The following is a 16,434-nucleotide window of genomic DNA, read 5'->3' on the forward strand; positions in this document are numbered from 1 at the left end:
CGCGGCTGCTTTTGCGTGTATGGGGCGGAATTGGTTGCTTCAATGATTCGTCTCATTCAGGAATGGCTGCCAGCACCAACGGCTTGCTCCCATGCCAGCATAGCGGATGGGAAGCATTCGATGGCACGGGGGAAGACCCCCTGCACGAAGGCGATGAAAATACCATAGTTCACAATGGGTACCCCGGCGGCTTCCGTTTCTGCCATCCGGTGCAGCATGGTACGTCGATTGAGCATGCATGCCCCGCAGTGAATAACCAGCGCATATTCGCTTAGATCATCAGGAAAGCTGGAACCGGATGCATGCTCGATGATGAGACGTTTGCCTATCGTTTGACGGAGCCAACGGGGGATTTTCACACGACCGATATCGTCAGACTGACATTGATGCGTACAGGCTTCGGCAATGAGTACGCGGTCGCCATCCTTGAGACGGTCAATGGCTCTTGCACCTCGTACGAGTTCATCAAGGTCACCTTTATGACGGGCGAACAGGATGGAAAAGGAGGTCAGGGGCACATCCTTGGGAGTATCTGCGGCTACCTTCATAAAAGCCTGTGAATCGGTAATGACCAAGCGGGGCTTGCGCCCCAGGCGCTCCAACGTCAGCCGTAGCTCATGCTCTTTAGTCACTACGGCAATGGCATCGCTCTCCAATGTATCGCGGATCGTCTGCTGCTGTGGCAGAATCAGTCGGCCCTTTGGCGCAGCTTTGTCGATTGGAACGACCAGCACGACAAAATCGCCGGGCGATAGCAGGTCACCGACGATACGGAAACGATCCTCGTTTTGCGGAAGGGCATCCATGATGGCCTTTTTCACTTCCGCGTCTCCCCATTGCTTAGAGGCACTGAAAGGAATCAGGGATAAATCCAGTTCAGCCCCCAGCGTTGCGGTTATTTTCTCTATTTCTGCAAGGATGTCCGTCTTGTTTAATACACCAACGACGGGAATCTTCTTGGCACGCAGCTTTTCAAGTAATCCATGTTCGAATGCGCTAACCCCAGTAGTAGCATCGATGATTAGCAGCGCCAGATCCGTGCTATTTAATATTTCTAGCGTTTTGTTGCGGCGCAGTGCTCCGATCTCACCCTCATCGTCCAGTCCGGCGGTATCCACCAGAACAATGGGGCCAACAGGGAGCAGCTCCATCGGCTTGAAAACCGGGTCCGTGGTCGTTCCTCCTATGGGAGATACCACGGCGGCGGGCTGGCCGGTCAGGGTGTTCAGAATGCTGGATTTGCCAGCGTTGCGGCGACCGAGCAGGGTGATGTGCGGTCGGTTGCTACGGGGAGTATCATTCATTCCCATCGTGAATTCCTTCTTCCTGCCCCGGAATACCGGGCTTGGTTACTGTATAGGGATGGCACAATTGCTCAATGCGCGAGCGTGTCAGCAGGCCGCGTTCTTCGGTAATATCCTCCGGTGTGCGGCCCTGCGCAATGGCTGCTGAGGTAATGAAGGCAGCTTCATCATAGCCAAGCTCCGCGACCAGCGCAGAAGCCATCACAGCGGAGTTACGCAGATTAGCTGAACAGCGGTCCTCGCATACGATCAGACCGCGTACACATCGTTCATCGAACAGCCGAACCGCGGCGTCCAGAATATGTAGCGATGCCAGCAGCGATTCGGCAATCAGCGGCAGGAACGCGTTTAGCTCTAGCTGCCCGGAGGCAGCCGCCATAGTAATCGCTGCATCTTCGGCTATCACGCGCAACGCCGTTAGTCCGGCCAGTTCAGCCATCACCGGATTAACCTTGCCAGGCATAATGGATGATCCGGCCTGAACTGGAGGTAGAGTGAACTCGCCAATACCGCCGAGAGGACCAGAGGCCAGCAGGCGAAAATCGCCTGATATTTTGAACAGGTTCACAGCAGCGGATTTGAGCAGACCGGATACCTCCACAAAGACATCCATATTCTGAATCGGGTCCATCGGGTGGTCACTTCGGCATAGCCCAAAGCCAGTCTCGTCCGCCAGTTTCTCAACCATCCGATAGCTGTAAGCACGAGGCGCATTCATGCCTGTGCCGATCGCCGTACCACCAATAGGGATTTCCCGCAGCCGTTCCTCGGCTTTGTAGAGACGCCAGCGGTCACGTGCCACGGCCTTTGCGTAAGCACCAAAGCCTTGCCCCGCCATCATGGGTAGGGCATCCATTAGCTGTGTGCGACCTAGCTTGAGCAGATCGGCATATTCCGTTTCTTTGTGCTGTAAAGACTCTTGTAACGAAGCCATCGCGTCACATAAAGGACGAAGCAGTCGAATGGCAGCAATTCGTAATGCTGTCGGATAAACATCGTTCGTGGACTGACAGCAGTTCACATCATCCAGAGGATGTACTAGCTCATACTGTCCGGGTTTTCCACCAAGCCGCATAATCGCCAAATTAGCAATGACCTCGTTGACGTTCATGTTGGTGCTGGTACCTGCACCGCCTTGCAGGGCATCGACTGTGAACATATCCAGATGCCGCCCGGCGAGCAATTCATCGCAGGCGTCTATCATTGCAGCCGCCCGGTGGGGAGGGAGTCGATTTTGCTCACAGTTCACCTGAGCGGCTGCTTTCTTCACCAGTACTAGCGCGTGAATCAGTTTTTGATTTACAGGTCTGCCGCTGACCGCAAAGTTGTTCATTGCACGTGCGGTATGAATGCCGTAACAGGCATTGGCGGGAATCTCCATTTCCCCTAGCGCATCCCGCTCGGTTCGCGTATCCTTTTGCAGAGGAAAGGCTTCAGTCATGTCATAGACCCGTTGCTGGAATGCGCGTCATATGCAGTAACTGGCGTGCGCTCGCAGCACGTTTTTCCTCAATACGGGCGTGAACCAGATCAGGCTCAACCAGCTTGAGGGCACGTGTTGGGCATTTTCCAATGCAGGCGGGACCACCCTCTACACCTTCACACAGATCACATTTGCTGGCAATCATTCGCTCTTTGGGTTGCAAACGTCCTGACACATTGCTGTACAGTCCATCCTGTACTACAGGCCGCCCGTCCCGATATTCAGGTACCATGGTAATAGCGCCGTATGGGCAGGCGATCATACAGGTTTTACAGCCTATGCAGCTCTCGCTGTTAATGAGAATGCAGCCGTCCGCGTTCGTAATGGAACCGTTCGGACAAGCGTTGGCGCAGGGGGCATCCTCACAGTGACGGCATTGGACAGGGGCAGTGACCCCAATAGATTTGATGACCTTTAGACGCGGATGAAAATGAAACTCATCATCCGGCGAGATAAAAGGGTTACCTGCTGAATGTGCGATGACACATGCGATTTCACAGGTACGACAACCGATACACTGATCGGGATCAGCTAAAACAAAGCGGTTCATACAACTCGACTCCTTTCTAACTAACGACAAAATACAATGGGTACAGTATGAAAAAGTTTAAAAATGCAATTTGTTGGTGCAGAACATGATGAGCATAGGATGAACACAGATAAGACTAGGCAGCTTCTTTTTAAGCATGGAGAGGCAGGATGCCGCAATGGTTCACCCTTTTAACTTAACGTGCTAATGAATGGAGCTACCTGTCTCTTTAGCGGGAGCATCACAGCTACGACTTTGCTTGCCTGGTCCGCGCTTTTGGAAGGTCGTGTGCAGCAGATGATGCGAAACATGACCAAGCGGCTCACCTAAAAATTCATCGTACAGCTTAATAATGTGAGGGTTTTCATGTGATTTTCGCACCTGAAGCCCCGCATCATGTCCATAAATAGAGGATTTGCGTGCCCGGTAAGCTTCAATCCGGTGTTTTTCCAGCATGAGCTTGGGTTGACCGCCTCCGCTAATACATCCGGCAGGACAGCCCATTACCTCAATAAAATGATAATCACATTCGCCTGCCTGCACACGATCCAGCAGCCCATAGGCATGTTGCAGCCCCGCGACGACCGCTACCTTGAGTTCCAGCTCACCCACCTGAACCTCAGCGACTCGAATGCCTTCCTCACCGCGTACAAAATCCAGTTGGAGCTTCGGTAGCTTTTCATTCGTCAGCAGCTCGTAGCCTGTACGGATGGCGGCTTCCATAACGCCTCCGGTTACACCAAAAATGGACCCTGCTCCTGAATAACGTCCTAGCGGTGAATCGAATTCTTCATCTGGCAGATTCATAAAATCAATGCCGCTTTTCTTGATCCAGTATGCCAGTTCACGCGTTGTCAGTACCTCATCCACGTCACGGTACCCGTCGGATTCCATTTCAGGACGATCACATTCGAATTGCTTGCAGGTACAAGGCATGATTGCGACGCTATAAATGTTCGCAGGTTCCACCTCGTCCAGTTGGGCACCATAGGTTTTGACCAGCGAGCCTAGCATTTGCATAGGGGATTTGCAGCTGGATAGATGGTCCAAAAGATCGGGATATTCAATCTCGGCGAATCGAACCCATGCCGGACAGCAGGAGGTAAACATCGGTAGCGGCCCACCTTCGGTTACACGACGAATCAGCTCGGTGCCTTCCTCCATAATGGTGACATCAGCTCCAAAGTTGGTGTCATATACCCGATCAAAGCCAAGACGGCGCAGGGCCGCAGCCATTTTACCTGGTGTGAGCGTGCCAAATGGCATACCAAATTCCTCTGCGATTGAAACGCGAATGGCTGGAGCACATTGGACGATCCGAAACTGTCCCGGTTTCGTCATCATGTCGGTTACCTTATTCAGGCTACCGCTATAATAGGCAGCGAATAGCGGTTCTCCGATGTCAGCAGGCATATCGCGCTCACGCAAGCGCTCCTGTCGTCTGCTGGCGGCTTCCTGTGGGGATGAACCTGCCCAATCGGATGCGTATACGCTGCATATTTGTACACATTGGCCACAGATCACGCAGCGGTCTGCGTTCACGGTTTGCGGCTCTCCGGGCTGTCCTTCTATGGCATCTACCGGACAAACCCCTGCACAGCGTCTGCACCCGGTACACATACTGGGATCAATATGAATAATGGGGTTGGTGTAATCCGTCGTCTCCATACAAGGAGCCGAAGAGGCATTGTTAGTTGTTATGGACATCTTTTTTCTACCTTTCTGCGGCTGATTTTGGCCTTACAGGCGAGGGAAGAAGACTTCCCGCCGACGCTCGGGAAGCGGATCGGACTCGACTATAGCCAGCCGTAGTACATCGTTTGGACAGGCTTCTACACAGGCAGGCTGTCCTCCGTTTGTGTCTGCGCAGAGGTCGCATTTGCCTGCGGCAGTCCGGGGGAGAGCCTTGTGAGCGGCACGATCAGTCAAGCCGGGCTGCGTCATGACGCGTCCTTCCCGGTAGACGATAGATACCTCAATGGCCCCGAAGGGACAGGCCAAAACACAAGAGGTACAGCTGATGCACAGCTCCTCATCAATCATAACCACACCGTTCTCCTGTCGAATGGCCTGAACCGGACAGGCATGTGCGCAGGGCGCATTCTCACAATGCCGGCATTGCACAGGCACATACGTATCCCCGGCGCGTACAACATACACCTTAGGTACGACAGGCACGCTGACGGTTCCGACCGAAGCGCCTATGCCGTTAGTTTGACTGTGAACGGCGAAGCACGCCAGCTCGCAGGCTTTGCAGCCGATACAGTGCCCGGCATCTGCGACCACAAAGGAAGAGGCGACAGCGCTTGTTCTATCGGCTGCTCCCATTCTACTCATCGGACGACTCAGCGCGTTTCGTGTCCCGCTCATCTCGTCACCTTATCCGCCAAAACAGCTTCCTGGACGTTCATCTGTCTGCGAATCCGTTGGTACGATTCATGTACATCACGCTCGGCCTGTGTTTGGTCGGCGATCCGTTCCAGCCGAATGGCGCAGTATTTTAATTCCGGGGTCTTAGATACCGGATCGAGAAAATCAGCGGTCAGCTCGTTACATGCTCCAACCCACCAGTGATAGGTCATATAGGTCGCGCCTTGTTGCACACGGTCACTAATCTGCGCTCGTGCCATAATGCGTCCACGACGGGAGGATATGGCGACAATTTCGCCATCGAGAATATTCAGATCGATTCCATCTTCCGGACTAATTTGTATAAAGCCCGGTTCATCAGCTAACTGGCGCAGCGCACGGCAGTTACCGGTCATGGTGCGTACGGAATAATGCCCCACTTCACGGACTGTAGATAAGACAAGCGGGAATTTCGCATCCGGCTGTTCTTGCGGCGGACGCCATTCGCAGGCAAATAATCGGCCTTTGCCATTAGGAGTGGAAAATTGATTACCTTTGTACAAATACGGTGTGCCTGGATGATCCTCTGTAGGGCAGGGCCACTGTACGCCACCTTGTTCCTCCATTTTTTGGTAGCTGGCACCAGCGAATAACGGGCAGAGGCTACGCATTTCATCCCAAATTTCCTCTGTGTTTGCATAGGACATAGGGTAGCCCATGGCGGTAGAAACTTCGCTAATAATGGCCCAGTCCGGCTTTACGTCACCTTGTGGCTCGACCGCTTTGCGAATGCGCTGAAAGCCGCGGTCTGCCGAGGAATACACACCATCATGTTCGCCCCAGGAGGTAGAAGGGAGGATGACATCGGCGTGCAGCGCCGTTTTATTCATGAAAATATCCTGCACCACGACAAATTCCAATTGGTCTAGCGCTTCACGTAACTCGGCGGCGTTCGGATCGCTTTGTACAGGGTCCTCGCCGAAAATATAATAAGCTTTCAGCTTGTTCTCCTTCAGGATGAGGTGTGGCACCTCCGTAAGGGGATATCCTTTTTTACGCGGCAGCTCAACACCGTATGCTTTTTCAAACTTTTTGCGAACCGTGCTATCCGTTACTTCCTGATAACCAGGATATACATTCGGCAATGCGCCCATGTCGCAGGAGCCCTGGACATTGTTTTGCCCCCGCACAGGCCCAATCCCCACATTCGGCTTGCCCAGATTTCCGGTCAACAGTGCAAGAGAAGCGAGTCCCTTTACCACGTCAACGGCCTGTGAAAATTGACATACGCCCATTCCATACAGAATTGTAGCGGTAGGGGCCTTTGCATATTCCCTCATAGCTGCTCGAATGTCAGCCGCCTTGACCCCCGTAATGCCTTCTGCATATTCAGGTGTATATTTTTTAATGCTTTCTACGTATTCGGCAAAGCCTTCTGTGTTTGCTTCCACATATCGTTTGTCGTACAGTCCTTCATGTACAAGCACATGACCAAAAGCATTCACCAAAGCCATGTTCGAACCGCCTTTTAGAGGTAGCCACATATCTGAAATGCGTCCAGTTTCAGTCATGCGCGGATCGCATACAATAATTTTGGCACCTCTTTGCTTGGCAGCTACAATGCGTCTTGCGACGATCGGATGTGTTTCGGGTGCATTATACCCAAACACGAAAATAAGATCAGAGTGTTCAATTTCAGGAATGGAGTTGGACATGGCTCCGTCCCCGAGTGAGTATGTCAAACCAGCCACAGAAGGGCCATGGCATACACGAGCGCAATGGTCAATATTGTTCGTGCCAATGACCGCCCGCATGAACTTTTGCATGACATAATTCGCTTCGTTTCCCGGACCACGTGCGGAGCCTGTTCCCATAATGGAATCGGGTCCGTATTTTTCCCTGATTGCTAAAAGGCGTTCAGCGGTATATTGAATGGCTTCTTCCCACTCCACTTCCTCCATGACTCCATTTTTTCGAATCAGGGGCTTGCGCAAGCGTGCGGTTAGGATTTGCGGGTCATTCAGAAAATCCCATCCATAATGTCCTTTCAGACACAGTGTTCCTTCGTTTGTACGACCACCAGCCGGCTCTGCGCCAATTACCTGTCCCTTGTCCACCAGCAAATGAAGCTGACAACCGCTTCCGCAGTAGGGACATACGGTCAATACCTTGTCTGCCATGTGTGCAGCACCTCTTTTTATATGAAATAGATGAAGCTCGTAACATGAAAAAAAGCCAATACAAAAATGCCGCTTCACGCTGCATCCTGTACTGGCTTATCCGCAGGCGAGGAGACAAGCTCCTTCCCGCTAATCCAACCGGTGTATGTGTTGTAATTCAAGAGTAATGATAATATGTCCGTCTCCATGGACGGAGGGGTAGACTTCCCAAGTGTAAGTGAAGGGACTGCCAAGTGTTTTTTCAGCTTCGCTCATAAATTCCTTTTCCAGATAAGGACGAAGGACGTTCCAATATTCTTTGACCTTTTCGCCAGCCCCTTCATGAACCAAAATTTCGGAGAGATTGGACAAGGTGCCCCAAATTTCTACCGTAATCCGGAGCGGCGAATCCAGTGAAACCTTGACATTGTCCGGTCCTTTTCCTCGGTAATGCTTGACAATGCATACGGCCAGCTTCCTGATGCGCTCACGGTATTCCCATTCGATATTCAACATCTGGACACTCCGCTTCGAATCAAAATAAAAGCGTGCTTGCCGCACATGCCAGACAGCCTGTGTAGCTGATTTACAGCAGAACGCACCCGTCCCGCCCAAAGTGGTCTGCCCAGCACGGCGTATCACTCTTCTATGGTAGAACAGGTTGACCCGGAAAGATGTGAAATTCATTACACTAAGCCATAATTTTACATAGATGAGGTTGGAGTGGACTTGATTGGAGGTTAGTGAGGTCAATCGAATGACTTTAGTTTGCGGCCAGCATATATGAAAAAGCCCTCTTAAACGGAGGGCTTTTACTCTTTTATAAAGGTGGGATGACTGATCGTTATCCCATTTTTATCGTAATTTACTTTTTTTCCATTACAGCAAAGTAATTTTCTTCATTGTCTGCAAAGTTAAATACTCTGCCGGAAGGCATATTTACAATTTCTCCGACTTTGACATTTTTATTGGATAAGTCGCCATGTAATTGATCGAGATTTTCCGAAAAAAACATTAAAGAAGGTGTACCGAGATTTAATTCAGGTGACATTTTAGCAACGAATTCCTTATTATGGAGAATGATACTTGTTTCTTCACCCTTTTCAGGAGCAATTTCAATCCATCTCATTCCTTGACCATTATTTTCTTCTGAAATTACATTAAATCCTACTTTTCCTGTCCAAAAATCCAGTGACTCATCTTGGTTATTTACATACAACATAATTTGACCGACTTTACTAATCATTGATTTTTCACTCCTTTGTATAAGTAATTACCCAACTCGATGATCCTAATCCTTACTATAGGCACAAGTTTCTTTACTGAACCAGACGCCAATATTACTACTATAGACAGAGCTGACTTGTGGTATGATTCCCCCATTGTCATTCACAAAACTAATCTTGTGGTCTATTTAGTGTTTTTTCTTTTTCAAATATTGTCTGTTCATATCTTGCAATTTTATAATCCATGCGTTCCAACACGTTCTTCATGTCTTCCATTCTTGTTATGAGCTGCTTACGTTGCTCGATTAGGAGTTCTTTTCTAGCATCCATGGTTTCATCACCCTGTTGAAACAACCCAACATACTCAATCAAAATTTCAACTGGAAGACCTACGGCTCGCATACATTTGATGTATTGAACCCACCTGCAGTCTTCTTCCGTATAATCCCTGATTCCGCTTTTATTGCGGTTCACACGTGGAATAAGTCCGATGCGTTCATAATAGCGGAGTGTATCCTGTGATAGATCAAATTTTTTACTTACTTCTGCTATCAACATGCAGATTTCACCTCCCGATTTTAGCACAAGAACGCCCCAAGTAAATGGATAGGGCGTTCTTGTCGTTTCTTATATCAAAACTGTCATCGCATCAAAATTTACTGGGCTCCAATTACCGGATGAGGAACATACGGCTCTTCCAGCAACGCAATTTCTTCAGGTGTTAACGTAATCGAGAGCGCAGCTACCGCATCTTCGAGATGAGACGTTTTCGTAGCACCGATAATGGGAGCTGTTACCGGTTCTTTCTGCAGCAACCAGGCAAGTGCGATTTGGACACGGGGAACTCTACGTTGTTCTGCGATTGCCGCAACCTGATCCACGATCAATCGATCGGTATGTGCAGTCGCATCATATTTAGATTTCGCAACTTGATCGGTTTCGGAACGATGTGTTGTTTCCTGCGCATCACGCGTCAATCTTCCTCCTGCAAGAGGGCTGTATGGAACCACACCGATTTTTTCTTCCTTACAAAGCGGCAGCATCTCCCGCTCCTCTTCACGATATAAGAGGTTTAAATGATTCTGCATCGATACAAACCGGGTCCATCCATTTTTCTCAGCTACATGTAACGCCTTCAGAAATTGCCATGCGTACATGGCAGAAGCACCAATATATCTTGCCTTCCCGGCCTTCACAACATCATGTAATGCTTCCATCGTCTCTTCGATGGGAGTATTATAATCCCAGCGGTGAATTTGGTACAGATCCACATAATCTGTTCCCAGTCTCTTAAGGCTTTTATCTATTTCACTCATGATTGCCTTTCGGGAAAGTCCCGCACCGTTTGGACCTTGATGCATACGGAAATGAACCTTCGTCGCGAGGACAATTTCATCTCGATTCGCATAATCCTTTAAAGCCCGCCCAACAATTTCCTCGCTTGTTCCGTCTGAATATACATTCGCAGTATCAAAAAAATTGATACCAAGCTCCAGGGCTTTTTTTATAATTGGACGACTGCGTTCTTCATCAAGTATCCAAGGATGAATCCACCGCTCTGCAACACCAAAGCCCATACAGCCAAGACAAAGCCGGGATACATCCAAGCCGGTATTTCCAAGTTTCACATATTCCATTTGATTGTTCCTCACTTTCCTAGGTATTGTTTCCTTCAAATGTAGCTTACTCCGATTACTCTTCACCTACTTACATCCGATATTATTACATTTGGAGTTAACTCCAAGTCAAGCGATTTTTTTACTACGCAGTGCATTGAAAATCGGCCGATCTGTTGACGAAATGGTCTACGAACCCAGAAGTTAACATCGTATTTTTGCTGGCAACTATTTTCTCGGTACAAGTTATTATGCTGATGGAAAAAAGGTAAGGTTTATAGTGAAATAGTAAAAGCTCTGCTGACCTTAATGGGTCGGCAGAGCTTTTTGTTTAGTCAGTTCTATAGCGATCTTCGAAGTATTTGATAAAATCAATTACACTGTCGTACTGATTCTCAGAAAAAAATTTAATATTATCTTTGAGACACCAAAATATCCAATTGAGGATATTCAGAATTCATACTTTTGTACAATCGGATATAATAAGAATTTCGACCGACATTGTAGTAATCGGTTAATGAGAGATTACCTAAAGACAGGTCTTCCGCCCATTTACTCTGATCTCTTCCTCGTGGTCGCTCCGTTTCAACGGGTGCACCGTATGCCAATTGCATTTTAGAACTAATTTTAAAGAAACGATCTATATAGTTTTGCATGTTACTAAATTTTTCAGGAAATAAAATCTGTCCGTCAATCAGTTTAGTGCTGTTTTTATTCTTCCCGGATAGGATATAAGTGTAAACTGCTTTGTACCCGTTGTATTCACCTTTGTAGTCCAAATAAGTATAGTACATATTACTCATGCCGTAATCATCCAATTCAGTGACAGCATTGATGAGAGGCAGTGTCTCGGACCTTTTAATTTGCTGAACTGTCATACCCCATACAGCATTTCTAAAATCTTTCCCTTGCAATTCTGGGGGAATGTTTTGGTTTTTACTAGGTGCAGCTCCAATCCAGGCGTACTGTTCTGTAGGGTTACTGCCAAATGGTTTCCTGAGCGCTTGCGAAATTGCGCGCATAGGAAGGTAAGTTACTCCATTGTATGATTTAGAGCTAATAGGCATACGAATTTCTTTTCCGTTGATATAAATATTTTTAGCACCAATCACAAAGGTAATCGAATTATTCGAATTTGTTATTTTTACACGATCAGGAATATCGGGATCTACAGCAGCTGTATAGCCTAATTTTTTTAACAACGGGACAACTGGAACCATAAGGGTGTTACTTTCAATGCGAGGGGCAGATTGAAGTGTCACAATCTTTCCATCCAAAAAAATACGATAATTCGACGGATTCGCATGTATTGTTGGAATCGTTCCAAAATAGACAACAAAAATTAACAATAAAGTAAGAAGGCGCTTCATAATAATCTCCTCTTTTAATATTTCAGGATTTTGCAAACTCCCATTTTACAAGTAGTCTATCAGACCTAGGAATATTTTTCTATCTGTAAATTTCTTGAACAGAACATATGTTCTGTTTATGATTTGTACACGTTGTTACCTCAATAAACACAAGCAGAGCAGATGTGAAGTAAAGCTGTCTCGTTGGGAAATGTTCATGGCGTATTTATACCAATATCTATCCCATGTTGCCTTAACCCGCCTTATAGCCTTAACCTATCACTTCTATAGATATCATATCTTGGATCAATCAAGCATGCCGTGGTATATTGTTGACATCCAAGAGAAAGCCGTACAGACTTCTCTACAATAGGTTCGAAAAACACAGGGGTGAATTATGATGAGCAAAAAGACCATGTTCGAGAAAATTTGGGATAACCATGTCATCTATCAGGAAGAGGGAAAGCCGAGTATTTTGTACATTGACCTTCATCTAGTACATGAGGTGACCTCGCCGCAGGCGTTTGAGGGGCTTCGTCTGAGCGGACGCAAGGTGCGTCGTCCAGAGCTTACGTTTGCGACGATGGATCATAACGTACCGACGAAGGATCGTTACAATATTACGGACCCGATTTCCAAGCAGCAGATTGATACTTTGACTCAAAATTGCCGTGATTTCGGTGTCACACTGTATGATCTGGATACGATTGATCAAGGTGTCGTTCACGTTATGGGGCCGGAGCTCGGTCTGACTCACCCGGGTAAAACAATTGTTTGTGGTGACAGTCACACCTCCACACATGGCGCGTTCGGAGCGCTCGCTTTTGGTATCGGAACCAGCGAAGTAGAGCACGTAATGGCAACGCAATGTCTCCAGCAAGCTAAAGCAAAAACAATGGAAGTCCGCTTTGTGGGCCGCCGCAAGCCGGGTGTGACAGCAAAGGATATGATTTTGGGTGTCATCGCCAAATACGGCACGGATTTCGCTACCGGTTATGTTATTGAGTATACAGGTGAATCCATCCGCGAATTGAGCATGGAAGAGCGCATGACCGTGTGCAACATGTCCATTGAAGGCGGAGCCAGAGCGGGTATGATTGCGCCGGATGAAACAACCTTTAACTACTTGCGTGGACGTCAACATGTAGCGCAAGGAGCTGCTTTCGAGCAGGCGGTTGCTGAGTGGAAAGAGCTTGTTACAGATGAAGGCGCTGAGTTTGATGTCGTGCTAGAGTTTGATGTGGATGCTTTGATTCCACAAGTAACCTGGGGGACTAGCCCGGGCATGGGTACAGATATCTCTGCCACAGTACCGATTCCGGCAGAATTGCCGACAGAAAACGAACGTAAAGCTGCTGAAAAAGCGCTTGAATATATGGATTTGAAGCCAGGCACACCGATCACGGATATTGCGATTGATTATGTGTTTATCGGTTCATGCACAAACGGGCGGATTGAAGACTTGCGCGCTGCTGCCGAGGTTGCCAAGGGCTACCAGGTATCTGACAAAGTAACGGCAATCGTCGTACCGGGCTCAGGACGTGTGAAAATTCAGGCCGAGGAAGAAGGACTGGACGTCATTTTCAAGGAAGCAGGATTTGAGTGGCGTGAAGCGGGATGCAGTATGTGTCTTGCCATGAATCCGGATGTACTTCAACCGGGACAGCGCTGTGCGTCGACTTCTAACCGTAACTTTGAAGGTCGTCAAGGACGTGGAGGGCGTACTCACCTCGTATCTCCGGCAATGGCAGCCGCTGCGGCGATTCATGGACATTTTGTCGATGTACGGGACTGGAAGTTCAAGCAGGAAGCAGTAGTCCACTAGGATACGGAGGAGGAATTTACAATGGAAGCATTCACAACTTTAAAAGGGATTGTAGCACCTGTGGATCGGGTGAACGTAGATACAGATGCTATTATCCCCAAGCAGTTTTTGAAACGAATCGAGCGCACAGGTTTTGGACAGTTTCTGTTTTACGAGTGGCGTTTTGATGAGGAAGGAAATATAAATCCTGATTTTGAACCGAATAAACCTCGCTATGCAGGAGCATCTGTTCTGATCTCTCGTGCCAACTTTGGCTGCGGCTCCTCCCGTGAGCATGCGCCGTGGGCGATCATGGACTATGGATTTCGCTGCGTAATTGCACCGTCTTATGCGGATATCTTCTATAATAACTGTTTTAAAAATGCTATTTTACCGATCAAGTTGTCTGAGGAGCAAGTAGAGGATTTGTTTCAACGCACAGCGAAGCATGATAACTACCAATTGAACGTAGACCTGAACGAAAAAACAATTACCGACGATTATGGTCTGCATATTGATTTTGATCTGGATGAGCATCGCCGTCAATTTTTGCTGCAAGGTTTGGATGACATTGGCTTGACGCTCCAGCATGAGGCTGAAATTCTGGCTTATGAACAGAAGCGTGCTGCGAAGCAAGGCGCATAATTCCAGCTCAGTATGAGTTTGTAGCGATAAAGTGAACTGGTTTGTTGGACAAAAAGCCCGTACTGGCAATCCTTTTGCCTGCGGGCTTTTGTCATGTTCATAAGATAAATTGGTAAATAAGGGGTTGACGGTTCGACTCAGCATGGTATGGTAAATGTAAAATGCCTGAAGGACTATGCCTATGCAGTAGCACAAAAAAATACATATCTAAGTTAGGGGAATGAGGATGAAGAAATATAGTTGGTTGATACTGGCGGCTATCTTAATTTGGTTGTGGCCGTCCTCCTCTCATGTGAATGCGGCTGGAGCAGAGTTGTTTTTAGATGGAAAAAGGATAGAAGCGCCCGCAGATGCCAAGCCTGAGATGGTCAATGGAAAAGTCATGGTTCCGCTTCGAGTGGTTGGTGAACAACTTGGATATCAATTTAAATGGGAACCACAAGCCTATAAAATCTCAATCCAAAAAAACAGCACGGATATGTCCATGTATGTGGGCCGTACATCGGCTGATGTGAATGGACAAACGGTCAATTTGGACGCACCTCCTGTGCTGCGTGGCAACTCCACCATGGTTCCGTTACGTTTTGTCGGGGAGCAAATGGGGCTGAAGGTAGATTGGAATAATAAAAATAAATCCGTAAATCTCAGTCAAAAGGTGACAGACCAGCAGACAGAAAAACAGTCTCCATCCCAAAAAACATCACAAACGCAGACACAGATCACGAGTACACAAAAAACGTCTTCGTTAACAACAACGACTACAAAGCTGACTGGATCAGACAAGCTTACACAGGACGAACTCGCATCATCCAAGCAGCAGGATACAGAACAGCTACAAGCAAATACACTACTAGTACAAAACATTACCTTTCAAGATGAGGCATTACAGATTTCATTGAACAGGGATGTAACGCCCAAAGTGACCAAGATGACGGGACCTGATCGCATTGTTGTAGATCTGGCAGAAGCTGTGCTTACGTCGGAAATTTCTCAGCAGTTTCCGCTTCGTAGCGATGGATTACGAGTGCTGACGAATATTGACAGCGAGGATGTGCAGGAAGTCAGGTTTGCTCCCGCCGATGGACAAAAGGGCGGCGTCCGCATTGTAATTGCTTTAAACCAGGTACGTGATTACGAGCTTTCAACTAACGGCACAGGTGAAATCACACTCCAATTGCGTGAACGCAGTGTTGATCAGGCTGTGACACCAACCAACAGCGGCGGACGGAAAATAGTCGTCATTGATCCAGGGCATGGTGGCAGAGATCCCGGAGCAGGCAGTATCACTGGAAGACATGAAAAGGAGTTTGCACTGGCTGTAGGGTTAAAGGTCAAGCAGCTCTTGCAAAACGATCCTGATATTCAGGTAGTCATGACCCGGGATGGAGATACGTATCCTACACTGGATGAACGCCCCCAGCTTGCAAACGATCAGAATGCAAGCGTATTTGTTTCGATCCATGGAAACAGTATGCTCCCCTCCAATAAAGGAAAAGCCAACGGTTCTGAAACCTACTATGCACGTCAGGGAAGTCTGGGGCTAGCAACGACGATGCATAAGCATCTTGTGGCAGCAACCGGATTTAAGGATAACGGGATTAAGGTGGCGAATCATATCGTGACGAGAAAGGCCCAAATGCCAGCCGTGTTGCTGGAATGTGGCTACCTTAGCAATCTGTCTGATGAAGCAGCCATGTTCTCGGAAGAAACACAGGAAAGGATTGCGGAAGGGATTGTGGACGGTCTAAAGGAATATCTGGGGACTGTGACGGTCAACGACACGAGTGATTCTATCAACTCATAATTTTGAAAATTTTAAATGAGATCGTATGAAACTCATCCCAAAGCTGCTTTTTATCCCTATCCATGTTTAGGGAGAAAGCAGCTTTTTTTTGTAATCCGATCAATGACCTTAGCCGCAAAGCGAATGAACTATATTTTTAGCTAAAATTCGACAAAACTAGTTCTTT

The 16,434-nt window shown here is 47.9% G+C and carries 14 protein-coding genes; 3 read left to right on the forward strand and 11 right to left on the reverse strand.

What is annotated here, in order from left to right; all coding sequences use genetic code 11:
* Positions 1-56: 56 nt before the first annotated feature.
* The 11 genes from hydF to ABH897_RS06485 form a co-directional block, all read right to left on the reverse strand.
* Positions 57-1,310, reverse strand: coding sequence for a [FeFe] hydrogenase H-cluster maturation GTPase HydF (gene hydF / locus ABH897_RS06435; protein ID WP_404591382.1), 1,254 nt, complete (start codon positions 1,308-1,310; stop codon positions 57-59).
* Complete coding sequence (locus ABH897_RS06440) at positions 1,297-2,745, reverse strand: aspartate ammonia-lyase (RefSeq protein ID WP_404591384.1); 1,449 nt, start codon at positions 2,743-2,745, stop codon at positions 1,297-1,299. Before ABH897_RS06440 ends, hydF begins: the two co-directional genes overlap by 14 nt.
* Before the next feature lies 1 nt (position 2,746).
* The gene (locus ABH897_RS06445; RefSeq protein ID WP_283652185.1) at positions 2,747-3,337 is read right to left on the reverse strand and encodes a 4Fe-4S dicluster domain-containing protein; all 591 of its coding nucleotides are present in this window, start codon (positions 3,335-3,337) and stop codon (positions 2,747-2,749) included.
* Between the two features lie 183 nt (positions 3,338-3,520).
* The gene (locus tag ABH897_RS06450) at positions 3,521-5,023 is read right to left on the reverse strand and encodes a [FeFe] hydrogenase, group A (RefSeq protein WP_283652184.1); all 1,503 of its coding nucleotides are present in this window, start codon (positions 5,021-5,023) and stop codon (positions 3,521-3,523) included.
* A 33-nt stretch (positions 5,024-5,056) separates the two neighbouring features.
* On the reverse strand, positions 5,057-5,686 hold the full coding sequence (locus ABH897_RS06455; protein ID WP_404591386.1) for a 4Fe-4S dicluster domain-containing protein: 630 nt from the start codon (positions 5,684-5,686) through the stop codon (positions 5,057-5,059).
* Positions 5,683-7,845: a formate dehydrogenase subunit alpha gene (gene fdhF, locus ABH897_RS06460; RefSeq protein WP_404591388.1), complete on the reverse strand. Its 2,163-nt coding sequence runs from the start codon at positions 7,843-7,845 to the stop codon at positions 5,683-5,685. The genes ABH897_RS06455 and fdhF overlap by 4 nt, the downstream gene beginning before the upstream one ends.
* A gap of 129 nt (positions 7,846-7,974) precedes the next feature.
* A complete protein-coding gene (locus ABH897_RS06465; RefSeq protein ID WP_404518960.1) occupies positions 7,975-8,511 on the reverse strand; it encodes a hypothetical protein in 537 nt (178 codons plus the stop codon).
* A 178-nt stretch (positions 8,512-8,689) separates the two neighbouring features.
* Positions 8,690-9,070, reverse strand: coding sequence for a VOC family protein (locus ABH897_RS06470; protein ID WP_283652180.1), 381 nt, complete (start codon positions 9,068-9,070; stop codon positions 8,690-8,692).
* 151 nt (positions 9,071-9,221) lie between these two features.
* Positions 9,222-9,608, reverse strand: coding sequence for a MerR family transcriptional regulator (locus ABH897_RS06475; RefSeq protein WP_404591390.1), 387 nt, complete (start codon positions 9,606-9,608; stop codon positions 9,222-9,224).
* Positions 9,609-9,706: 98 nt separating this feature from the next.
* Entirely contained in the window at positions 9,707-10,687 is a 981-nt protein-coding gene (locus ABH897_RS06480) for an aldo/keto reductase (protein WP_404580458.1), read from the reverse strand.
* Between the two features lie 392 nt (positions 10,688-11,079).
* Entirely contained in the window at positions 11,080-12,072 is a 993-nt protein-coding gene (locus ABH897_RS06485; RefSeq protein ID WP_283652178.1) for a copper amine oxidase N-terminal domain-containing protein, read from the reverse strand.
* Positions 12,073-12,415: 343 nt separating this feature from the next.
* On the opposite strand from ABH897_RS06485, the gene leuC reads away from it, so the two are divergent.
* From leuC to ABH897_RS06500, 3 genes are all read left to right on the forward strand, one after another.
* Positions 12,416-13,840 (forward strand): 3-isopropylmalate dehydratase large subunit, encoded by a 1,425-nt coding sequence (gene leuC, locus ABH897_RS06490; protein ID WP_404521317.1) that lies wholly within the window; start codon positions 12,416-12,418, stop codon positions 13,838-13,840.
* A 21-nt stretch (positions 13,841-13,861) separates the two neighbouring features.
* A complete protein-coding gene (leuD, locus tag ABH897_RS06495; RefSeq protein WP_283652177.1) occupies positions 13,862-14,464 on the forward strand; it encodes a 3-isopropylmalate dehydratase small subunit in 603 nt (200 codons plus the stop codon).
* 226 nt (positions 14,465-14,690) lie between these two features.
* A complete protein-coding gene (locus ABH897_RS06500) occupies positions 14,691-16,268 on the forward strand; it encodes an N-acetylmuramoyl-L-alanine amidase family protein (RefSeq protein ID WP_404580457.1) in 1,578 nt (525 codons plus the stop codon).
* Positions 16,269-16,434 lie beyond the last annotated feature (166 nt).

This window comes from Paenibacillus sp. RC73 (assembly GCF_044908085.1).
GTDB lineage: Bacteria > Bacillota > Bacilli > Paenibacillales > Paenibacillaceae > Paenibacillus > Paenibacillus terrae_A.